This window comes from Pseudomonas sp. Pmew2 (assembly GCF_058129885.1).
This window is the reverse complement of sequence record NZ_CM176702.1, coordinates 4,323,350-4,344,577: the sequence shown is the minus strand read 5'-3', so window position 1 is coordinate 4,344,577 and position 21,228 is coordinate 4,323,350. Positions and strand designations below refer to the sequence as shown.

General features: G+C 57.3%; 22 protein-coding genes and 1 pseudogene. 8 read left to right on the top strand and 15 right to left on the bottom strand.

What is annotated here, in order from left to right:
- Positions 1-65 precede the first annotated feature (65 nt).
- A complete protein-coding gene (locus tag AC4ANK_RS19945; protein WP_460384710.1) occupies positions 66-635 on the bottom strand; it encodes a TetR/AcrR family transcriptional regulator in 570 nt (189 codons plus the stop codon).
- 443 nt (positions 636-1,078) lie between these two features.
- Here AC4ANK_RS19945 and AC4ANK_RS19940 point away from each other — a divergent pair, with 443 nt between their 5' ends.
- The gene (locus AC4ANK_RS19940) at positions 1,079-2,356 is read left to right on the top strand and encodes an aromatic amino acid transport family protein (RefSeq protein WP_005731295.1); all 1,278 of its coding nucleotides are present in this window, start codon (positions 1,079-1,081) and stop codon (positions 2,354-2,356) included.
- 72 nt (positions 2,357-2,428) lie between these two features.
- Here the strand turns inward: AC4ANK_RS19940 and AC4ANK_RS19935 are convergent, their stop codons facing one another.
- From AC4ANK_RS19935 to AC4ANK_RS19925, 3 genes are all read right to left on the bottom strand, one after another.
- Positions 2,429-2,635: a hypothetical protein gene (locus tag AC4ANK_RS19935; RefSeq protein WP_002554553.1), complete on the bottom strand. Its 207-nt coding sequence runs from the start codon at positions 2,633-2,635 to the stop codon at positions 2,429-2,431.
- Between the two features lie 123 nt (positions 2,636-2,758).
- Positions 2,759-3,241, bottom strand: coding sequence for a GreA/GreB family elongation factor (locus AC4ANK_RS19930; protein WP_005731296.1), 483 nt, complete (start codon positions 3,239-3,241; stop codon positions 2,759-2,761).
- A gap of 3 nt (positions 3,242-3,244) precedes the next feature.
- The gene (locus AC4ANK_RS19925) at positions 3,245-3,643 is read right to left on the bottom strand and encodes a hypothetical protein (RefSeq protein WP_002554552.1); all 399 of its coding nucleotides are present in this window, start codon (positions 3,641-3,643) and stop codon (positions 3,245-3,247) included.
- 151 nt (positions 3,644-3,794) lie between these two features.
- Here AC4ANK_RS19925 and earP point away from each other — a divergent pair, with 151 nt between their 5' ends.
- A complete protein-coding gene (gene earP, locus AC4ANK_RS19920) occupies positions 3,795-4,931 on the top strand; it encodes an elongation factor P maturation arginine rhamnosyltransferase EarP (protein ID WP_031597151.1) in 1,137 nt (378 codons plus the stop codon).
- 99 nt (positions 4,932-5,030) lie between these two features.
- Positions 5,031-5,600, top strand: coding sequence for an elongation factor P (locus tag AC4ANK_RS19915; RefSeq protein WP_002554550.1), 570 nt, complete (start codon positions 5,031-5,033; stop codon positions 5,598-5,600).
- A gap of 79 nt (positions 5,601-5,679) precedes the next feature.
- On the opposite strand, the pseudogene AC4ANK_RS19910 reads toward AC4ANK_RS19915, so the two are convergent.
- From AC4ANK_RS19910 to AC4ANK_RS19900, 3 genes and pseudogenes are all read right to left on the bottom strand, one after another.
- Positions 5,680-6,699 (bottom strand): annotated as a pseudogene (locus AC4ANK_RS19910) (alpha/beta hydrolase).
- A 40-nt stretch (positions 6,700-6,739) separates the two neighbouring features.
- Positions 6,740-7,159, bottom strand: coding sequence for an organic hydroperoxide resistance protein (locus tag AC4ANK_RS19905; RefSeq protein WP_002554547.1), 420 nt, complete (start codon positions 7,157-7,159; stop codon positions 6,740-6,742).
- Positions 7,160-7,398: 239 nt separating this feature from the next.
- Positions 7,399-7,872 (bottom strand): MarR family winged helix-turn-helix transcriptional regulator, encoded by a 474-nt coding sequence (locus AC4ANK_RS19900; protein ID WP_002554546.1) that lies wholly within the window; start codon positions 7,870-7,872, stop codon positions 7,399-7,401.
- Positions 7,873-8,062: 190 nt separating this feature from the next.
- On the opposite strand from AC4ANK_RS19900, the gene AC4ANK_RS19895 reads away from it, so the two are divergent.
- Entirely contained in the window at positions 8,063-8,809 is a 747-nt protein-coding gene (locus AC4ANK_RS19895) for a sulfite exporter TauE/SafE family protein (protein ID WP_002554545.1), read from the top strand.
- Here the strand turns inward: AC4ANK_RS19895 and AC4ANK_RS19890 are convergent.
- From AC4ANK_RS19890 to AC4ANK_RS19880, 3 genes are read right to left on the bottom strand one after another with little or no spacing between them, the layout of a single operon-like run.
- A complete protein-coding gene (locus AC4ANK_RS19890) occupies positions 8,799-9,653 on the bottom strand; it encodes a LysR substrate-binding domain-containing protein (RefSeq protein ID WP_002554544.1) in 855 nt (284 codons plus the stop codon). The two genes, AC4ANK_RS19895 and AC4ANK_RS19890, sit on opposite strands and share 11 nt — an antisense overlap.
- A 57-nt stretch (positions 9,654-9,710) precedes the next feature.
- Positions 9,711-10,772 (bottom strand): glycosyltransferase family 4 protein, encoded by a 1,062-nt coding sequence (locus tag AC4ANK_RS19885; protein ID WP_002554543.1) that lies wholly within the window; start codon positions 10,770-10,772, stop codon positions 9,711-9,713.
- Positions 10,769-11,899, bottom strand: coding sequence for a hypothetical protein (locus AC4ANK_RS19880; protein WP_002554542.1), 1,131 nt, complete (start codon positions 11,897-11,899; stop codon positions 10,769-10,771). The genes AC4ANK_RS19885 and AC4ANK_RS19880 overlap by 4 nt, the downstream gene beginning before the upstream one ends.
- A gap of 460 nt (positions 11,900-12,359) precedes the next feature.
- On the opposite strand from AC4ANK_RS19880, the gene AC4ANK_RS19875 reads away from it, so the two are divergent.
- Positions 12,360-12,593 carry a DUF1127 domain-containing protein gene (locus AC4ANK_RS19875; protein ID WP_002554541.1) on the top strand — a complete coding sequence of 78 codons (234 nt, stop codon included), beginning with the start codon at positions 12,360-12,362 and terminating at the stop codon, positions 12,591-12,593.
- A gap of 18 nt (positions 12,594-12,611) precedes the next feature.
- Here the strand turns inward: AC4ANK_RS19875 and AC4ANK_RS19870 are convergent, their stop codons facing one another.
- Entirely contained in the window at positions 12,612-13,958 is a 1,347-nt protein-coding gene (locus tag AC4ANK_RS19870) for a class II 3-deoxy-7-phosphoheptulonate synthase (RefSeq protein ID WP_460384715.1), read from the bottom strand.
- A 171-nt stretch (positions 13,959-14,129) separates the two neighbouring features.
- Here AC4ANK_RS19870 and AC4ANK_RS19865 point away from each other — a divergent pair, with 171 nt between their 5' ends.
- Together AC4ANK_RS19865 and AC4ANK_RS19860 are read left to right on the top strand one after the other, a co-directional pair.
- Positions 14,130-14,891, top strand: a complete 762-nt coding sequence (locus tag AC4ANK_RS19865; protein WP_002554539.1) for a spermidine synthase — start codon at positions 14,130-14,132, stop codon at positions 14,889-14,891.
- 454 nt (positions 14,892-15,345) lie between these two features.
- Complete coding sequence (locus AC4ANK_RS19860) at positions 15,346-17,025, top strand: DEAD/DEAH box helicase (protein WP_005731303.1); 1,680 nt, start codon at positions 15,346-15,348, stop codon at positions 17,023-17,025.
- 98 nt (positions 17,026-17,123) lie between these two features.
- Here the strand turns inward: AC4ANK_RS19860 and AC4ANK_RS19855 are convergent, their stop codons facing one another.
- From AC4ANK_RS19855 to AC4ANK_RS19840, 4 genes are all read right to left on the bottom strand, one after another.
- A complete protein-coding gene (locus AC4ANK_RS19855; protein ID WP_002554538.1) occupies positions 17,124-17,891 on the bottom strand; it encodes a DODA-type extradiol aromatic ring-opening family dioxygenase in 768 nt (255 codons plus the stop codon).
- Between the two features lie 89 nt (positions 17,892-17,980).
- Entirely contained in the window at positions 17,981-18,163 is a 183-nt protein-coding gene (locus AC4ANK_RS19850; RefSeq protein ID WP_002554537.1) for a hypothetical protein, read from the bottom strand.
- A gap of 51 nt (positions 18,164-18,214) precedes the next feature.
- On the bottom strand, positions 18,215-19,102 hold the full coding sequence (gene htpX, locus AC4ANK_RS19845; protein WP_002554536.1) for a protease HtpX: 888 nt from the start codon (positions 19,100-19,102) through the stop codon (positions 18,215-18,217).
- Between the two features lie 266 nt (positions 19,103-19,368).
- On the bottom strand, positions 19,369-20,580 hold the full coding sequence (locus AC4ANK_RS19840) for a pyridoxal phosphate-dependent aminotransferase (protein ID WP_004657364.1): 1,212 nt from the start codon (positions 20,578-20,580) through the stop codon (positions 19,369-19,371).
- 190 nt (positions 20,581-20,770) lie between these two features.
- Between AC4ANK_RS19840 and msrB the strand changes: the two genes are divergently transcribed.
- The gene (msrB, locus tag AC4ANK_RS19835; RefSeq protein WP_002554534.1) at positions 20,771-21,166 is read left to right on the top strand and encodes a peptide-methionine (R)-S-oxide reductase MsrB; all 396 of its coding nucleotides are present in this window, start codon (positions 20,771-20,773) and stop codon (positions 21,164-21,166) included.
- Positions 21,167-21,228 lie beyond the last annotated feature (62 nt).

Here is a 21,228-nt window from a genome sequence, read left to right as displayed (position 1 = left end):
TCGGCCTGTCTGTTTATGCACGCTTTATCGAGAACGGATCTTGATAACGTTCTGTTTTCGATAAGTCAGTTGGCGCTCTTCTTTATCTCCTGTTTGAGATAGTCCCGGGTCGTGTCCAGAATGCGCTGCGACAATTCTTCGTTAAAAGCACTGCGGGCGAGTACCAGGCCGCCTACCAAGGTAGACAGCACCGGCAGGCTCTTGGATTCAGCACCCTTCTGCGCCAGAGACTGATCGAACAGTTCCAGCAAGTGAAGAATGATTTTATCCGTTGTTGCGCTGGGCTGGTCGCGCTGACCCAGTTCCAGGCACATGGTCGGTAGTGGACAACCGCCGTCTGGCGAATCGCGACTGTCTATAGAGAGGTAGAGATCAATGAATTCACTGAGCGAGTCCTGTCTGGCGAAAACGTCGCTGGTGATTCCTTTTACATTGTCGAGGGCGTGACTCAATGCCTGTTCAACAAGATCATCCTTGGATTTGAAATGCGCGTAGAAACCGCCATGGGTCAAGCCCAGTGCCTTCATCAAAGGTTGTAGGCCCGTAGCACCAATGCCATCGCGACGAAAGCGCATGGACGCTTCCTTGACGATACGTTGATGGGTTTGGGCCTTATGATCGAGCGCGTAACGCATGCGCTGAGTCTCCAGAGATGGGCCAATGTGTAACAGCATTTATACATGGATAGATGAATCGATGCAGCAGGCTTTCAATCGTGATGAGAACTTGTACCGGAATCAAGTGAAAGAACGCCTGTCTGCTTATCCAGCTAATGAGTGAGGCTGGCTGAAAAACGCAAACTGTTCCCGCGCAGAATGCAGGCACGGGTGCTCACTGAGCGCGCTGCCCTGTAAAACCACGACGTCGTCGACAAGAGGTCGATCATTCTCCAGCCCTTTGTGCAGAAGGCGTGCACGGGATTGCCTGCCTACAGTCCGGAAATTGTTGTCCTACAAGCCTTTGACTTCTGGCGTCAATCCCGGAGAATCTCGCCCGCTGTTTTCGAGGGGAGCGCTGAACTGCCGGCTTTTTCGACGCGCTGCCCTTTTTGATAAACCGGCCACGGAGAGTCGACCGGATGAATGATCAGGCTAACGGCGTCGTAGAACGCCTGGATGTAGCTCCCGAGAGCATCGCCTCTTGGAACCGTAATGACACCACCTGGATGCTCGGATTGTTCGGTACTGCCATTGGCGCAGGTACGCTGTTCCTGCCCATCAATGCAGGCATCGGTGGTTTCTGGCCACTGATGGTGCTGGCGTTGCTGGCGTTTCCCATGACGTTCTATGCCCACCGCGGGCTGACCCGTTTCGTACTGTCCGGGCGTGAAGGGGCCGATATCACTGAAGTGGTCGAGCAGCATTTCGGCAAAAGCGCCGGCGCGATGATCACCTTGCTGTATTTTTTTGCGATCTTTCCGATTCTGCTGATCTACAGCGTGGCCCTCACCAATACCGTGGGCAGTTTTCTTGAGCATCAGTTGCACATAGCGCCGCCGCCACGCGCAGCGCTGGCGTTCGTGCTGATCATGGGCCTGCTGGCCGTGGTGCGTTGTGGCGAGCGGATCATCGTCAAGGCGATGAGCCTTATGGTTTACCCTTTCATCGTCGCACTGCTGTTTCTGGCGGTATTCCTGATTCCGCACTGGACCGGTGGCATCCTGAGTACCGCGACCACCTTTCCCGAGCCTTCAGCGTTCCTGCCTACCCTGTGGCTGGCCATTCCGGTAATGGTATTTTCGTTCAACCACACGCCGATCATCTCGGCGTTTGCCGTTGATCAGAAACGTCAGTACGGCGAAAACGCCGAGGTACGCAGTTCGCAGATACTGGCCCGCGCCCACGGTTTGATGGTGGTGATGGTGCTGTTCTTCGTGTTCAGTTGCGTATTAACGCTCTCGCCAGCCCAATTGGCCGAGGCCAAGGCACAGAACATTTCGATCCTTTCCTACCTGGCCAACCACTTCAACAACCCGACCATCGCCTTCGTGGCGCCGCTGATTGCGTTCGTGGCTATTTCCAAGTCGTTTCTCGGCCACTACATCGGTGCAAGCGAGGGCCTGAAAGGGCTGGTTCTGAAAACCGGGCGTCGTCCTGCACCAAAGGCGCTGGATCGTCTGACAGCAGTCTTCATGCTGGTGGTGTGCTGGATGGTCGCAACGCTGAACCCGAGCATTCTGGGCATGATCGAGACCCTGGGCGGGCCGGTGATTTCGGCGCTGCTGTTCCTGATGCCGATGTATGCCGTCTACAAAGTACCCGCCATGCGCAAATATGCAGGTGCATGGTCGAACTACTTTGTGGTGGCCGCCGGTGTGGTGGCGATCTCTGCACTGATTTTTTCGCTGACACGCTGAACCCGGCAGACATGATCCTGGAAGCTGCGCCGATATACCGGCGCAGCCTTTGGCCAGGCTCTGCAATCAGGGTCAATCCACAGGTTCGGGATACAACGGCCTGGACAAATGCATGATGCTGGCATAGTCATAGACGTACTGGCGTCCCGCATGGCTGGTGGAACGCAATTGGTCGATCAGCTGTCGCTCTTTCTTGTTCAGGTATCTCAACGCCGGATCTTGACTGGACTTCAGGCGATCACGTTCATGGGCGTCAGGGAAAGCGATGACGTTCGTCATGAAAAATCTCCTTGGGTTTTAGTCCTTGTTTGCTTTGATGTTGCCCCGGTTGCGGTGATGATGGCGACGCTTCACCTTACCCACAAAAACTTGGTGCGATCAACCCTGTAGATGCCGGGTGTGTCACATCGTTTGTGTGATCTCGTAGGATTGTCCGCTGCCGTTGATGACAATCTGTACGGCATCGTCTTCGAATTTTCCCAGCAAGCTCTGCCCCAGCGGTGCCTTGGCAGTGATGACCGTGACCAGTTGTTCACCTGCGCTGACCTTCAGGCCAGCAGCATCAGGGCCGAGAAACAGGTATTGCGTCTGACCGCTCAAGGCTTCGACAGCGACAAGATCACCGGTCTGAATGCCGCGTGATTCATCGAATGGCTTGAGCGACCATTTCCGATACGCCGCCAGCGACTGGCGAATCTCCTCGACACGTCGTGCCTGGCCTGCTGCCAGATACGATGCTTCCAGCCCCAGCGTGTCGTATTTGTTCTCGGCAATATTCTCTTCGTGGGTTGCCGTTTCGTAGGCGGTCTGTGCCGCCCGTTGCGCGATGTCCAGATCGATTTCCAGCTTGTCGATGATCGATTGCAGCACGTCCTGCTTGTTCATGGTTTATCCGCAGTACTGATTGATGCTGGCGCGACTTTTTTCGCTCGGCGCAGTGCGGTCCTGCTGTATCCAGAAATCACACTTGGAACGGTTGAAGGTGCGCTGTTGTTGTTCCTGAGCCTGTTCACGGGCCTGACGGGCCTCGCTTTCACGCAGGCTTTGCTCGTATTTGCGGAACATTTCAGTCTCCGGGCCAGACGGCGCGGCAGTTTTTTGCGCAGGCGGGGCGGTGAGCTGGGCGGCGGCGTTTTCCAACGCCTGGGTTTGCGCCGGGGGCAGGCTTTTGTAATACAGCAGTGCGGTCAGAAACACCGCCATTACGCCCAGCCAGATACCCAGCGCAATGCAGACAATCAATTTCAACGACACATACAGGTCGCGACGGCGGGTAGTGGATGACATGGCTGAACTCCTTGCAGGGCAACAGATGCGATTGTGCCATGCCTGATGGCCGGGCATGAAAACTGTGCTGTCCAGTGGCATCAGGCTGGTGGCAACGGGGCGTTCTGAACGACAATCAACGTTTTTTGCCATCCAGCCTCAGGGAGCCACGATGAAAGTCTCGTGGGACATTTTTTGCAGCGTAGTCGACAACTACGGTGATGCCGGCGTGACCTGGCGTCTGGCACGCCAGCTGGTTGCCGAGCAGGGTCTGCATGTGCGTTTATGGATCGATGACCTGTCGGCTTTCGTTCGCTTGTGTCCCGACGCTGATCTTAAGGCTCAGCAGCAATGGCAAGAGGGCGTGAGGGTGTGCCAGTGGCCCGCTGAATGGGTAAACAGCGATATTCCTGACGTGGTCATCGAGGCCTTTGCCTGCCGCCTGCCGACGCCCTATACCGAATCGATGCTGCAGCGTTCGCCAAGGCCGCTGTGGTTGAACCTTGAGTACCTCAGCGCCGAAGACTGGGTCTCGGGTTGCCACGGTTTGCCTTCGCCACAGTTGAACGGTTTGAAGAAGTTCTTTTTCTTTCCCGGATTTTCCGACGCCACGGGCGGCTTGCTGCGCGAAAGAAACCTGATCGAACAGCGCCAGAGATTTCAGCAAGACAAGGCCGCGAGGCAAGGTTTCTTGCAGGGGTTGGGCGTCGAACCGTTGCCTGATGCCCGCTTGATCTCGGTATTTGCCTATGAAAATCCCGGGCTGGGCAGCTGGCTTGACGCGCTGGCCAGCGACAGTCGGCCGAATCACCTGCTGGTGCCGGAGGGGCGCATTCTCGCCGATCTGCGGCGCTGGCTGGGTGTCGACGATGAGTTACACGCAGGTTTCATGCAGGTAAGGGGAGGGCTGACGGTTCAGGTGTTACCGTTCATCCGCCAGGAACGCTACGACCAACTGCTGTGGAGCTGCGATTTCAACGTCGTGCGCGGCGAAGATTCATTCGTCCGTGCGCAATGGGCGGGGCGGCCGATGCTCTGGCACATCTATCAGCAGGAAGACGACGCGCACCTGCCCAAGCTTGATGCGTTTTTAGCGCTCTACCTGGCGGATCTTGCGCCTGAGGCAGCGCATGCTGTGAATCAGTTCTGGCAGAACTGGAATATCGGCAGCGACCTGGACGAAAGCTGGCTGGCACTCACCGAACACTGGGCTGAAATTGAAAAGCACGCCGGGCACTGGTGTCTGCAACAAGCCGCACAGACTGATCTTGCCACGGCGCTGGTGCAGTTTTATGGAAATTCGCTATGATACGCGGCCTTGATACAAGGCTCTGTACGAAAAAGGCCTGCGCAGGCTGTTTCTCGTACAGAGCCTTTGGTTAATTCCATCCAAATTCGGATATATGCAATGAAAACTGGTAAAGAGCTGAAACCCGGTACCGTGATCCGTCTCGAAAACGATCCTTGGCTGGTTCAGAAAGCTGAATTCACCAAATCCGGTCGTAACAGCGCGATCATGAAGACCAAGCTGAAAAACCTGCTGACCGGTTACAAGACCGAGATCGTTTACAGCGCCGACGACAAGCTGGACGATGTGATCCTCGATCGCAAGGAAGCCACCCTGTCTTTCATCAGCGGTGACACCTACACGTTCATGGACACCACTGACTACACCATGTACGAGCTGAACGCCGAAGACATCGAAAGCGTTCTGCCTTTCGTCGAAGAAGGCATGACTGACGTTTGTGAAGCCGTATTCTTCGAAGACCGTCTGGTTTCCGTAGAATTGCCGACCACTATCGTGCGTCAGGTCGACTACACCGAAGGCTCCGCTCGTGGCGACACGTCGGGCAAGGTCATGAAGCCTGCCAAACTGAAAAACGGTACCGAGCTGAGCGTTGCTGACTTCATCGAAATCGGCGACATGATCGAGATCGATACCCGTGAAGGCGGTTCCTACAAAGGCCGTGCGAAGTAAGCATGGTTTTGTAACCCCGTTACGCAAAAAACCCGCATTGCTGCGGGTTTTTTTACGGCTGAAGTTTGAGCGTCTGCCTTTATTTCAGGTGTTCTTTCAACTCCTGAGACGCCTGCAGGATGGCTGAGCGAACAGCCGGGACCTGGCTGACCACGTTGAGCAGACCGTAGTCATGGATCATGCCGTTGTAACGTACCGCCGTGACCGGCCCGCCCGCCTGGTCCAGCTTGCGCGCATAGGCTTCGCCTTCATCACGCAGCACGTCGGCACTGGCGGTCTGAATCAGCGCCGGTGGCAGACCTTTCAGTTGCTCGGTGGTGGCGCGCAGCGGCGAGGCGTAGATCTCGTTGCGTTGCGCGGCATCGGTGGTGTAGTTGTCCCAGAACCACTTCATCATGTTACGGGTCAGGAAGTGGCCTTCGGCGTATTGGTTTTATGAATCGTTATCAAAGTTGGCGTCAGTCACCGGCCACAGAAGCACCTGATACCTGAGCGCCGGAGTGCCTTTTTCTTTGGCCATCAGTGCAACGACCGCTGCCATGTTGCCGCCTACGCTGTTACCCGCCACAGCCAGGCGCTTACCGTCGACGTTGATTTCCTTGCCGTGCTCAGCTACCCATCTGGTTGCTGCGTAAGCCTGGTTGATCGCCGTCGGATAATGCGCTTCGGGTGAAGGCGTGTAATTGACGAACACCGCTACCACGCCCGAGCCCACGACCAGATCGCGGACCAGTCGCTCGTGGGTCTGGAAATCACCCAGTACCCAGCCGCCGCCGTGGAAGAACATGAAAACCGGCAAGGTCCCTTTTACGCCAGCAGGGCGCACGATATTCAGGCTGATCGGCTGGCCATCGACGTTGATGGTCTTTTCGCTGACATCGGCTTTGGGCAGCGTCAGTTTGACCCCTGCCTGTGCTCCTACCAGCACGGCCCTGGCATCTTTCGGCGACAACTGCTCAATGGGCTTGCCAGTGCCCGAATTCAAGGCATCGAGAAAAGCCTGAGTGTTGTGCTCGATGGCAGGATCGCCTGCGGCAAACGCGCTGCCGATGGACAGTGCGAGAAGCGTACCCGTCATGACTTTGCTGAAGGTCTTCATGTTCGTTCCCTTGCTCATGTTCGTATCTATGGCCGGTGGGTTAGACGGTTACATGCAGGCGCACATCGACGTTGCCGCGTGTGGCGTTGAAATAAGGGCAGACCACATGAGCGGCATCGACCAGTTGCTGAGCGTCGGCTTGTTCAAGGCCGGGCAGGCTTACATGCAGGTCGATGTCCAGACCGAAACCACCGGGAATCTGGCCAATCCCTACGTGGGCGGTGATCGAGGCGTCTGCCGGGATGCTGCGTTTGCTCTGACCGGCGACAAATTTGAGGGCACCGATGAAGCAGGCCGAATAACCGGCAGCGAACAGTTGCTCCGGGTTGGTGGCTGCGCCGCCAGCACCGCCAAGCTCTTTCGGAGTGGCGAGTTTGACGTCGAGAATCTTGTCGTTGGATACGGCACGACCATCACGGCCGCCTGTGGCGGTTGCAACTGCGGTGTAAAGAGTGTCCATGATTTTTCCTCGTTCGGTAGGGTTAATTGTGCAAAATACTTGCGCGCTAACTAAGTGCAGGGCAAAGGTAGTGCAAGGATAGTTAGCGCGCAAGCTAAATTTTGCGAAAAGTCGAAAGAGGTCTTTTCCGGAGGAGGAAAGCTACCAGGGCGGGCAGTTGGAAATCTTGCCAGCCCCTTGATGTGCGGGGCTTTGGCGAGACGAGCAACAGGTCAGTCCGGGGGGCGTGACCCTTTGTCTTAAAGGCTCTGGTGCAGATGGTCACGCAAGTCCAGCAACTGTGTCTGCAGGTCACGAAGCCTTTCCATGTTCAGGCCGCTCGCCGACAGAATACAGCCGGGTATGCTCAGTGCCTGGTGTTGCAGTGCACGACCTTGTTCAGTCAGGTGCAGCAATACCACGCGTTCGTCTTCCTTGCTGCGGGTGCGGCTGATAAAGCCCTCGCCCTCAAGACGCTTGAGCAAAGGTGTCAGAGAGCCCGGATCGGTGAGCAGGCGCGTGCTGACATCACCTACGGTAAGGCCGTCTTTTTCCCACAGCACCATCATTGCCAAGTACTGCGGATAGGTCAGTCCAAGCGCCTGCAGCAGCGGTTTGTAAACCTTGGTCATCATCAATGAGGTGGAATACAGGGCGAAGCACAATTGGTTATCCAGCAGCAGCGAATCGCAATCGGCAGGTGCAGCGTGGGCAGGGTTTTCTTCGGCACTCATATCAGGTCCTCAAACTCAGTCGAATGAGTTTAACTTAGTGTTGCATTCTTTAATGTGCCAGATAATTTCGAGCGTGCAGGCTCAAAGCGCTGACAGCTTGCGCCGCGCGCAAAAAAAAACAGGTAACACCGGGTGTTGGTTGCGCGCAGGACTGCGTAGCATTTGGCCATTGACTGGGCGGGGACGTAGTGTGATTGAAATTGTGATGTTTGTGTTACTGGGTGCAGCGATGGGCACCCTGGGGGGGCTGTTCGGAATCGGTGGTGGTCTTGTGGCGATTCCCGCGCTGGGTGTGCTGTTCGGTCTGGATCAGCAGCTGGCGCAAGGGACAGCGTTGTTGATGGTGCTGCCTAACGTGTTGCTCGCCTTGTGGCGCTATAACCAGCGCAACCGGATTTTGCTTCGTAATGCGTTGATGTTGATTGTTCCCAGTTTTATTTTTGCCTGGCTGACGTCGCTGCTGGCGGTGCGCGTGGATCCGCAAAGCATGCGCCTGGGCTTTGTCGGCTTTCTGGTGGTTCTGACCGTGTTCAACGTGGCGCAGATGTATTGGCGCGGCCATCAGGCCGGTAGCGGGTTGCGCCATGAAAAATGGCTATGGCTGCTGGGCGTCGGGTCCGGTATGACCGGAGGTCTGTTTGGCGTTGGCGGGGGAGTGGTGGCCACGCCGATTCTTACCAGCGTGTTTGGCACGACACAGGTTGTGGCGCAAGGGTTGGCGCTGTCCCTCGCAGCCCCGAGCACCGGAATCACGCTGGTTACCTACGCGCTGCACGATCACGTCAACTGGTCGATGGGCGTTCCATTGGCCATTGGTGGTCTGGCGAGCATCAGTTGGGGTGTCAAACTGGCGCATTCGCTGCCGGAGCGAACGCTGCGCCTGATGTTCTGCGTGTTTCTGGTGCTCTGCGCAGTCATTCTCGCGCTCAAGGTTTGAAGCCGTCGATGATGTAGTCGGCCATGCATTCGGTGATGGGCGAGGGGTTTTTCGGATTACGCAGCAGTACGATGCTTGCCGTTGGCAGCTCGGGCAATTGTTCGGCCGCGCCGATGATGCGCAAATCTGCAGTGATCAGGCTTTGAAACTGTGCAGTGACTGCCAGGCCCGCGCTGACCACTGCTGTGATTGCTGCCATGCTGGAGCTGCTGTAGGCGATGCGGTAATCACGCTCCACGCTGTCCAGTGCGTTGCATGCCCAGTCGCGACAGAAGCAGTGCGTATTGAACATCGCCAGCGGAATGGGGTTTTGCTCATGCGGAGCAAAACCGCTGGCTTCCATCCAGACCAGACGCTCATGACGCAACAGCGTACCGATCTCGGTGCCGGGCTTGCGCGTAACGATGGTCAGGTCCAGGTCATTGCGTTGCAGCAGCAGGTCGGACGGTTCGCAATGCACCTCTACCTGAACCAGCGGGTAGGCCTGCGCGAACTGCGAAAGAATGCCGGGCAAAAAGCGCATCACGTAGTCGTCGGGCGAGCCGATTTTTACCACCCCGATCATGTGTGGCTCGCGCAGCGTATTGAACACCTCACTGTGCAGCTTGAGGATGCGCCGCGCATAGCCAAGTAACACTTGCCCCTCTGCCGTCAGGTTCAGGGTCCGGCCTTCACGCTGGAACAGTTGACGCTGTACGACATCCTCCTCCAGACGCTTCATTTGCATGCTGACCGCCGATTGAGTGCGGTTCACGGCTTCACCTGCGCGGGTGAAACCGCCGTGGTCGGCAATTGCCACAAAGGTGCGCAGCAGCTCTGTATCGATGCCTGGATAGTTGGCCAAACCATCAATCTCCCAGATGGACTGAATAAGAAACATTCTTCAAGCTGATCTTATGCGTCAGCTCTGTTTTTTGCGATGACGACTTTTAGATGAGGACCGGTCAATGAGTGACTGATAGGCATGGACATAGTTTTCGGCCATTTGACGCGCTGAAAAACGCTTTTGAAACTGCTCGCGTATTCGCATGGCAGATAGCTGGTCCACCTTATGGACGGCGGCTACCGCTTCTGCTTCGTTGCGGACAACGAAGCCTGTGACTCCGTCTTCTATGACTTCCGGGACTGAGCCGGAGGGAAATGCGATCACTGGAGTACCGCACGCCATTGCCTCGATCATGACCAGACCGAAAGGCTCTGGCCAATCAATAGGAAACAAAAGTGCCAAGGCGCCTGACAGGAAAGTGGTTTTTTCCTGCTCATTGATCTCACCTATGTATTCGACCAGCGGGGAATCCAATAGCGGACGTATGTCTCGTTCAAAGTAAGCGCTGTCAACGGCGTCTATCTTGGCAGCAATCTTGATGGGGATATCGCATTGTTGGGCGATGCGAATGGCCGCATCGACTTGCTTCACAGGCGTGATTCGTCCCAGAAAAGCAAGGTATGTCCTTTCCACTTGCCGGGGTGTATGGAGTTGTAGCGGCAAGCCGTGATACACCGTGCCCACCCAGTTGGCGGCTGGCAGATCATTGCGTTGAGCGTTGGAAATCGAAATAAGCGGCATGTCTGCAAAGGTATTGAACACCGGTTTGAGTGCGGGCAGATCGACTCGACCATGCAAGGTGGTAACAAACGGTGTGGGCTGGCGGCTGAACAGGGAGAAGGGGTAGAAGTCCAGGTGGAAGTGAATAATGTCGAACTCCTGCGCACGACGCCTCACGCGTTCCATCATGACCAGGTGCGGGCTGATGACGTCGAAGCTTCCGTAATCGAGCCTCAGAGCGGCGGGCCAGACTGCATCAAGCTCTGCAGACGTCAATGAGTCGCCGCTGGCGAACAACGTCACTTGGTGGCCTAGTTCAACAAGTGCCTCAGTGGGGTAGGACACCACTCGCTCCGTACCTCCGTAGCGTTGAGGCGGGACCGCCTCGAACAAAGGGGCAACCTGGGCAATTTTCATAAGCGATCTCCGTTTTCGGGTACGTTTATCCATTCCCTGATTTTTTGAGCGGCCACTGCGTCACCTCCGCTGCCGAAGCGTTCGATCAGCCGAGAAGTCTTGCCGCCTGTGCACTGGCGCATGCGGGCAACTGCAACTGCCATTTTTTCATTGAGAACGGCACTTCGCTCAATGTCTCCCAGTGTTGAAATCGCCTCGTCGATGCTAGCCAGACAGGTTTGTGTGGACGTTGTGTAATCAATGTTGACGCCCAGCGTTTCCCAGCCTAGCTCCGCGTCAACCATACCGGCGTTGCGCAGATGAGCCAGCTGAAGGCCTTGCGTATTGTTGACCGGCGGCAGCCATATGACCGGTGTTTGCATAACAGCCGATTCGTAGATGTTGCCCAAGCCAGGTGTACAAACTGCAAATTGGCAGTCATGCATCATCCGGGCGACCTCCGTAAGGGGGTAAGTGGTGGCATCGTCTGATTCCAGTGCTTCTGCGATTGTTTGGCTGGTGGCGATGTGAAGCTTTACCCCCTGATCGAGTGCTGCACGCAAGGCGAGCGTAATCGCGCGGGCAAAGTCGATAAGCATCGCCTCATCGGTATAAGGGTTCTTAAGTCCGCCCAGATTAAGCAGGACAACGTTGGACTCACTATTTCGAGGTGCGTACCTGGTTCGGGATGTAATGGGCGGGACAACAAAGTGATTTTTTGATTTTATGCCCGCTAGGCGTTCAACTACGCCTATAAAGTTCTGGGCAATATAAAGCAAGCGAGGGCGGTGAATAAGTTCTTCGATGCGGGGCCAGCGTGTTTCTGCTTGCCAGCACCAGGTCAAGGCATCATAAAAAACAACGCGTTTACCTAAGGACAGTGATCGAATTGCTATGTCGAGATCCATGGCTGTTACAACGATATCGACATCAGAGATTATTTTATCCCAGTCTCTCGGGCTGCTTCCGGTCATGTCATGGATTTTTCGATAGGGAAGGTGCTTTTGCAGATCCAGTGAGTGCCCTTCACCCGCGTAGGCATGGCAGCCGCTGCCTATAAAGTAAGGTGCAATGGCGGCAATTGCCGCAGAGGGACCGAATCCAAATGGTTCGGCGTTGAATAAAATGCGATTGGCTTCCATGCCCATGTGTTTCTCCAGAACGCTACATATTACCGATGCACGTCTTCTCGTTTAGGGGGCGCCTCTTGGCACCCTCAGCGGTTAGCTATTATCTTCAATGGACGGGTGTCAGCCGTTTTTATAATGGGCATTGGTATAATGGTTGTTATAGTAGTTACCCAAGAAGCTGTTTTCAGAATTCTAGAACGTTCACGGGGCCTGTCAATCGAAACGCTAGTCTATTCTGTAATAACGAAAGCGCTTGGCTTGCTGTAAGGTCGCTGTATGTCTGGCTTGGGTTTTTATATAGTAGTTATATGTCTGTCGGGGCAAGTGGGCACTTAAATAATTATCGACTGCCGGTGTGAGCGGCAGCACATTTTGGTCGATCAATACATCAATTTTAAAGATGCATTGCATAAGAAACATTCGTTGGATTGATCTTGGGTCAGGCGCGAGACTTTAGTCATCTCACACGGAGGGCAAGATGATGAATGGTCAAAAAGAGTGTGTATTGATCGAAAGGCCTGCCGGGCATGCTCAGCCTGGCAAGGCGTTGGTGTGGTTGAAGCATCACTTGCAGCGCTGGCTGGAGCTGCACCGTCAGCGCCGCTATCTGGCGCAGATGAGTGATGGCACGCTGAAGGATCTGGGGCTGAGTCGAGCCGACATTCAGCAGGAAGTCGAGCGTTCGTTCTGGGATGACCCGCTCAAGCGCTGAGCGGGCGGCTTGCTCTGCTTAGCGCCTGACCTGCTTCAGGGTTTCGGCAATCAGGAACGCCAGCTCCAGTGACTGATCGGCGTTCATGCGCGGGTCGCAGTGGGTGTGGTAGCGATCCGAAAGACCATCTTCGGTGATGGGGCGGGCGCCGCCGATGCATTCGGTGACGTTTTGCCCGGTCATTTCGATATGGATGCCTCCGGCATAAGTGCCTTCAGCCTGATGCACTTGAAAAAACTGCTTCACTTCGCCGAGGATCTGCGCAAAGTTGCGGGTTTTGTAGCCGCTGCTGGCCTTGATGGTGTTGCCGTGCATCGGGTCGGAGCTCCACAGCACTTTGCGGCCTTCGCGCTCGACCGCACGAATCAGCTGTGGCAGGTGATCGCCGACCTTGTTTGCACCCATCCGCGCGATCAGGTTGAGACGGCCCGGATCGTTGTCAGGGTTGAGGATGTCGATCAGACGAATCAGGTCGTCGGTGTTCATGCTCGGGCCGACCTTGACGCCGATCGGGTTGTTCACCCCGCGCAGGAATTCGACATGCGCGCCGTCCAGTTGCCGGGTACGGTCGCCGATCCACAGCATGTGTGCCGAGCAATCGTAGTAATCATTGGTCAGGCTGTCGCGCCGCACGAAGGCTTCTTCGTAATTGAGCAGCAATGCCTCGTGGGCGGTGAAAAAACTGGTTTCACGCAGTTGCGGCGAGCTGTCCATGCCGCAGGCGCGCATGAACGCGAGCGTTTCATCGATGCGTCCGGCCAGCTGGCTGTATTTTTCGGCCAGCGCCGAGTTGGCGATGAAGTCCAGATTCCACTTGTGCACCTGATGCAGGTCGGCAAACCCGCCCTGCGCGAAGGCACGCAGCAGGTTTAGGGTGGCGGTGGACTGGTTATAGGCTTGCAGCAGGCGCTCCGGGTCCGGCACACGGCTTTTTTCATCGAAACCGATACCGTTGACGATGTCACCGCGATACGCCGGGAGCGTTACGCCGTCGATGATTTCGTCGTTTGCCGAGCGAGGCTTGGCAAATTGTCCGGCCATGCGTCCGACCTTCACCACCGGGCAGCCGGCGGCGAAGGTCATGACGATGGCCATCTGCAGCAGCACCTTGAACGTGTCGCGAATCTTGGCGGCGGAAAACTCCATGAAGCTTTCCGCGCAGTCGCCGCCCTGTAGCAGGAACGCGCGACCCTGGGTCACTTCGGCAAACTGGCGGCGCAACTCTCGGGCTTCGCCGGCAAACACCAGCGGCGGATAGCTGGCCAGGGTCTGTTCGACCTTCAGCAGGTGCGCGGCGTCAGGGTAGTGAGGTTGCTGCTGAATCGGCAGTGCCCGCCAGCTGTCGGGGCTCCAGGGTTGGCTCATTATTGGCTCTAGGGTTGTGCAATCGGGCCAGCATGTTAGCAGTTCGCCGTTGCTCTGCCAGCGTAGGGCAGACCACCGGGATGGCATAGCGCCCGGCAATGTGTGACAAAGCCGCGCGCTTGCCGGACAATTCGCGTTTTGCGCTCGGCGCAGCGATGACCAGGAACGGTAATGACGGAAGAGCGTGAGCGCGTAGAACGAATTCTGGCCGAGGTCCACGACGACTTCGGCATGATCCGCGTGCTGGAAGTGGAGGATTACCGCTTTCTGGAGTTTGGCGAGGCTATCGAGCAGAGCTGCACGTTTACGGCTGACCCGAGCTGGCTGGAATACGACTACACCCGCGCGATGCTGATCGGCGCACTGTGTCACGACGCGCCGGACAGCGCGCTGTTTCTGGGGCTGGGTGCCGGCACGCTGACCCAGGCCTGCATGAAGTTCCTGCCGCTTGAAGACGTTGAAGTCATCGAGCTGCGTCCGGACGTGCCGCGTCTGGCCATGGAGTTCATGGGGCTCGATGACGATCCGCGTCTGTATATCCGCATCGGCGATGCGCTGGAGTTGCTGGACAGCGCAGAGCCTGCCGACCTGATCTTTGTCGACCTTTACACCGATGTCGGGCCGGGCGTCGGGCATTTGGCCTGGAATTTTTTGCAGGGCTGCCAGCAACGCCTCAATCCCGGTGGCTGGCTGATCATCAACCAGTGGGCCACCGACGACGGTAAACCGCTGGGCGCGGCCTTGCTGCGGGGTTTGTACCACCGTCATTACTGGGAGCTGCCGGTAAAGGAGGGCAACGTCATTCTGATTGTGCCTGCCGACCTCGATCAGACGCTGGATATCGAGGCATTGAGTTCGCGTGCCGAGGCACTTGCGCCGCATCTGGGGTACTCGCTGGAGTCGTTGATCAGGGCGGTCCGTTCCGCGACTTGAGCGGGCGAGGCATGTGCTGGCTGGTCTGAAATCAGGGGTGAGACAATTCGCCACACCCCGCAGGTCGGGATACCGGCCATCCGCAAGAGCAGATTAAACGTTTAAGCGGCAACGCCCGCAATCTCGGGCCCGCGCCCTTGTCGGCCAGCCCTCTGCCCGGACCAAGGGGCTTGGGTTGCTCAAGGATGGCGCAATGTTTCGCAAAAAAAGACTCACTAAGGTGCATATTTCCGGTATAGTGCGCGTCGGCCTTAACAGGGCCCTCGTCAAGGTATTGCAGTACCCCGAAGCCAGCTTCGGTTGCTTGTTCGCACAACGGACTAGCCTGGACGATCCATTCATCAAACGTTTTCGCAAATCCCCGCCGACAAAGCAGCCAGGGTGACCTCAAGGTCGTACACGGCACGCGCAGCTTTGAAGCATGGGTCTTTGCGGATGCACTAGAGGCAGACCCATGACCCAGGAAATCGGCGGCTTCGCCGCTCTCGAACTTCATCCAAATATCGTTGCAGCAGTCGTCGCCACTGGCTACGAAGAGCCTTCGGCCATTCAGCAGCAATCGATCCCGATTATTCTCGCCGGTCACGACATGATTGGTCAGGCGCAAACCGGTACGGGTAAAACTGCCGCGTTCGCACTGCCTATCCTGCATCGCATCGACCCGAGCAAGCGCGAGCCGCAAGCACTGATCCTGGCCCCGACCCGCGAACTGGCACTTCAGGTTGCCACCGCGTTCGAGACCTACGCCAAACAAATGCCGGGCGTGACCGTTGTAGCGGTCTACGGCGGCGCGCCAATGGGCCCGCAGCTCAAGGCCATCCGCAACGGCGCACAAATCGTTGTCGCCACCCCGGGCCGTCTCTGCGACCACCTGCGTCGTGACGAGAAAGTCCTGGCAACCGTGAACCATCTGGTTCTCGATGAAGCGGACGAAATGCTCAAGCTGGGCTTCATGGACGACCTCGAAGTCATCTTCAAGGCCATGCCTGAAACCCGCCAGACCGTACTGTTCTCGGCAACGCTGCCACAGTCGATCCGTGCCATCGCCGAGCGCCATCTGCGCGATCCGAAGCACGTCAAGATCCAGACCAAGACCCAGACCGTTACCGCGATCGAGCAGGCTCACCTGCTGGTTCACGCTGACCAGAAGACCTCCGCTGTACTGAGCCTGCTGGAAGTCGAAGACTTCGACGCCCTGATCATGTTCGTCCGCACCAAGCAGGCGACCCTGGACCTGGCAAGCGCCCTTGAAGCCAAAGGCTACAAGGCTGCTGCACTGAACGGTGACATCGCTCAGAACCAGCGCGAGCGCGTTATCGATTCCCTCAAGGATGGCCGTCTGGACATCGTTGTAGCGACCGACGTTGCTGCCCGTGGTCTTGACGTTCCGCGTATCACCCACGTATTCAACGTGGACATGCCTTACGATCCAGAGTCCTACGTTCACCGTATCGGCCGTACCGGTCGTGCCGGTCGCGAAGGTCGTGCACTGCTGCTGGTAACTCCTCGCGAGCGCCGTATGCTGCAGGTGATCGAGCGTGTAACCGGTCAGAAGGTTGCTGAAGTCCGCCTGCCGGATGCCCAGGCCGTTCTGGATGCCCGCATCAAGAAACTGACCAACAGCCTGTCGCCACTGGTTGCCGATGCCGAATCGACTCATGGCGATCTCCTGGATCGTCTGACTGCCGACATCGGTTGCAGCCCGCGTGCCCTTGCTGCTGCACTGCTGCGCAAGGCTACCAACGGTCAGGCTCTGACCCTGGCAGCCATCGAGCGCGAGCGCCCGCTGGTTCCGAACAACGCCCCTCGCGGTGATCGTCCAGAGCGTAGCGGCAGCAGCGATCGCGGTGATCGTCCTGAGCGTGAGCGTCGTGCGCCGGTCCCGCTGGCCGAAGGTCGTGCTCGTTGCCGTACCGCGCTGGGTGCGCGTGATGGTATCGCTGCCAAGAACCTGCTGGGTGCCATTCTCAACGAAGGCGGCCTGGCCCGCGAAGCTATCGGCCGCATCCAGGTGCGTGACAGCTTCAGCCTGGTCGAGCTGCCGGAAGATGGTCTTGAGCGTCTGCTGACCAAGCTCAAGGACACCCGTGTTGCTGGCAAGCAGCTCAAGCTGCGTCGCTATCGCGAAGACTGATCGGCTTCTGAGCTGATAGGTCAATAAAAAAATCCCCGACTGGTTCGGGGATTTTTTTGCGCTGAATTCAGGATTCAGGCGGGAAGGCGTTTTCGGTATCAGCCGAACCGGTAGATGTCCATTCCGAGCGCACCCATGGTGAAGCCTTGATGGGCAACACTGAATGCTCCGCCTGCGCCCCGTGCGAAATACAGCGGCAGCAAATGCTCGTCACTCGGGTGTGCTCGCACCGCATGAGGAGCAAGACTGCGGTAGTGGTGCAGTGCGGCGTCATCGTCGTTTTGCAGCTTGTCGATCATCCAGTCACGAAACGTTGCAGCCCATGGCTCTGTGCTTCCAGGGCCGGCGTTCCAGTCCAGATCGCGCAGGTTATGCGTGATGCTACCGGAGCCGATAATCAATACACCCTGTGCGCGCAGGCTGGCCAGCGCGCGGCCCACCCGTGTCTGTAGCTCGGGGCCCTGGCGGCTGGGCAGTGAGACCTGAACCACCGGAATATCGGCATTCGGGTACATCAACGACAAGGGCACCCAGACACCATGGTCGAACGGTCGTCTGCTGTCGATGCGTGCGGGCAGATCGCTGGCGGCCAGCAACTCGACTATCGTGCGGCTCAGCTCAGGCAGACCTGGTGCCGGGTACTGCACCGCAAACAGTTCAGCCGCAAAGCCACCGAAATCATGCCAGGTCTCGGGCTCAGGGTTGGCGTTAACGGTAAGTTCGTGGCTTTCCCAGTGTGCAGACACCACTATGATGGCGCGAGGCCTGGGCAGGCTGGCGGCCAATCGCGTCAGGGCGGGGCCACTCTCGCCGGGCTCCAGCGCGAGCATGGGAGAGCCATGGGAAATAAACAGGCTTGGGAACATTTACAGCTCCAGAATATGAGAATGCCCCATAGTCGGTCATTCTCATGATCTAAATCTAATATAAGTTCTGGCGCTTTTTGATCTAATTTTCAGGAGGTTTCATGCAGGCGGAGTTTTGGCTGCAGCGTTGGAAGGCAGGGTAGATTGGCTTTCATCAGGCGCAGGTCAATCGGGACCTGCGACAGCACGATATTGGTCATTTCGCAGCCTTTTACGACCGTGCCGCCTTTCCTGCCGTGCCATTCACTCAGGACCGGACGCAGAGCGTCCATAACGGCGTGCCGACGCAGAGCGCCGACACGATAGTCATCTCGAAACCTGAATCAACCGCGGCGGCGCAGCGCCTCGATACGTTGCTCCAGCGGCGGGTGGCTCATGAACAGCCCTGCCAGGCCTTTCTTCAGGCCGGCGTTGATGCCGAACGCCGTCAGGCTGTCAGGCATGTTCACCGGTACGCCCTGCTCGGAACGCAGGCGTTGCAGCGCACCGATCATCGCGTCCGTACCGGCCAGTCGAGCCCCTGCGTCGTCAGCGCGGAATTCGCGTTTGCGCGAGAACCACATGACGATGGCGCTGGCCAGAAAGCCCAATACCAGCTCGGCGAAAATCGTCGTGATGTAGTAGGCAATACCCTGACCGTTCTCGCTCTTGAAGATCACCTTGTCGACGAAGTTACCGATGATGCGGGCAAAGAACATCACGAACGTGTTCACCACACCCTGCACCAGCGCCAGTGTGACCATGTCGCCGTTGGCAACGTGGCCGATTTCGTGCGCCAGTACGGCTTTCACCTCATCCGGCGAGAACCGCTCGAGCAGGCCCTGGCTTACCGCAACCAGTGCATCGTTCTTGTTCCAGCCCGTGGCGAATGCGTTGGCTTCATACGCCGGAAAAATACCGACTTCCGGCATCTTGATGCCCGCATCGCGGGACAGTTGTTCAACGGTCTGCAGCAACCATTGCTCATGGCGGGTGCGAGGCTGACTGATGATCTGAGTGCCGGTACTCATTTTCGCCATCCACTTGGAGATGAACAGCGAGAACAACGAGCCCGCGAAACCGAACACAGCGCAGAAAACCAGCAGCTGATTGAGGTTCAGATCAACCCCGTTGGCCGCCATGAACCCATTGAAGCCAAAAAGGCTCAGGGTGATGCTGGCAATCAGCACGACCGCAAGGTTAGTGGCCAAAAACAGCAAAATGCGCATCATGGTCGAAACGTTCTCCTCAGGTAAATATGTAACTCGATGCCGGGTATATAAGGTGATGCCCGCTGCTATTCAACAGAGGGACTATTTCAAACTGTGTCCTCTTCACGCAATCGATGGTAATCCTGCAAAGCTGAACGGGGCCTGAGCCAGAGTGGTCGATGCCTGAAGGGTTGAGGGCGGGGCGCTCATGCTGTTTTGGCAGGGCACAAATAAACTGCCCCGAACAGGTCGGGGCAGGGATGCGGCGCGAGAGGGGCGGTGTCTGTTTACTGACGATAACCCTTCAGAAAGTTACCGATGCGGCCAATGGCCTGCTCCAGCTCATCAACGCGCGGCAAGGTCACGACGCGGAAGTGATCAGGGTATGGCCAGTTGAACGCGGTGCCCTGAACTACCAGCAGTTTTTCCGAGAGCAGCAGGTCGAGGACGAATTTTTCGTCGTTGAAGATCGGGCACACCTTCGGGTCGATGCGCGGGAATGCATACAGCGCGCCCATCGGCTTGACGCAGCTGACGCCGGGAATATCGTTGAGCAGCTCCCAGGTGCGGTTGCGTTGCTCCAACAGACGGCCTGGCGGCAGGATCAGGTCGTTGATGCTCTGATAGCCGCCCAGCGCAGTCTGGATGGCGTGCTGGCTCGGCACGTTGGCACACAGGCGCATGTTGGCCAGGATGTCGATGCCTTCGATGTAGCTCTGTGCGTTGTGTTTCGGTCCGGAAATGGCAATCCAGCCGGAGCGGAAGCCTGCGACCCGATACGACTTGGACAGACCGTTGAAGGTCAGGCACAGCAGGTCCGGTGCCAGCGAGGCAGTGCAGATGTGCACGGCGTCGTCGTAGAGGATCTTGTCGTAGATTTCGTCGGAGAACACCACCAGATTATGCTGGCGAGCCAGCTCCAGCATGCCCAGCAATACCTCGCGGGAATATACTGCGCCGGTCGGGTTGTTGGGGTTGATGATCACCATGGCCTTGGTGTTCGGCGTGATTTTGGCCTTGATGTCTTCAAGGTCCGGCCACCAGTTGGCCTGCTCGTCGCACAGATAATGCACCGGGCTGCCGCCGGACAGCGCCACTGCCGCAGTCCACAATGGGTAATCGGGTGCCGGAACCAGCACTTCGTCGCCGTTATTGAGCAATGCTTGCATCGACATCACGATCAGCTCGGACACACCGTTGCCCAGATAGATGTCTTCGATGCCGACGCCTTCGACCTGCTTCTGCTGGTAGTACTGCATGACGGCCTTGCGGGCGCTGAACAGGCCCTTGGAGTCGCTGTAGCCCTGGGCAGTCGGCAGGTTGCGGATCACGTCCTGCAGGATTTCGTCCGGCGCCTCGAAACCAAACGGTGCCGGGTTGCCGATGTTCAGCTTGAGGATGCGATGGCCTTCCTCTTCCAGGCGTTTGGCGTGCTTGAGCACCGGCCCGCGAATGTCGTAGCAGACGTTTGCGAGCTTGTTCGATTTGTTGAACTGCATGGTGATGATCCCGAAAATGGACGAGCTGTTGCCGGCTTGCAATGAAGGTCGCAGCACGTTCGCCATGAAAATGGGTTTGTATGCGACAAACGCGGGTGCCAGACTGACGTCTGACCTGGCGCAATCATACGTGCCACCTGATCTGTGGAAAAGGTACAGATCGGGGTTTTTCGAATTTGGAGGTGTACCTGTGGACAAGTTGCAGAAAACGCTTGAAGAGTGGAAAGAGATGCTCGACCCGGCGCAGTATCAGGTTTGCCGCCTGAAAGGCACCGAGCGGCCGTTTTCCGGTAAGTACAACGAGACAAAGACAGAAGGCGTCTACCACTGCATCTGCTGCAATGAGCCGCTGTTCGATTCCACTACCAAGTTCGATTCGGGCTGCGGCTGGCCCAGCTTTTACGCGCCGCTGGAAGGTAGCGCGGTGGTCGAAGTGCGCGATGTCAGCCACGGCATGATTCGTACCGAAGTGGTCTGTGCCAAATGCGACGCTCACCTGGGTCATGTGTTTCCCGATGGTCCGCCACCGACCGGGTTGCGTTACTGCATCAACTCGGTGTGCCTGGACCTGGTCCCGCGCCAGTAGCCGGGCGATTGCTGTGCCGCTGCGCGCAGCGGCTCCGGGCTTATCGACCTGTATCAATACCG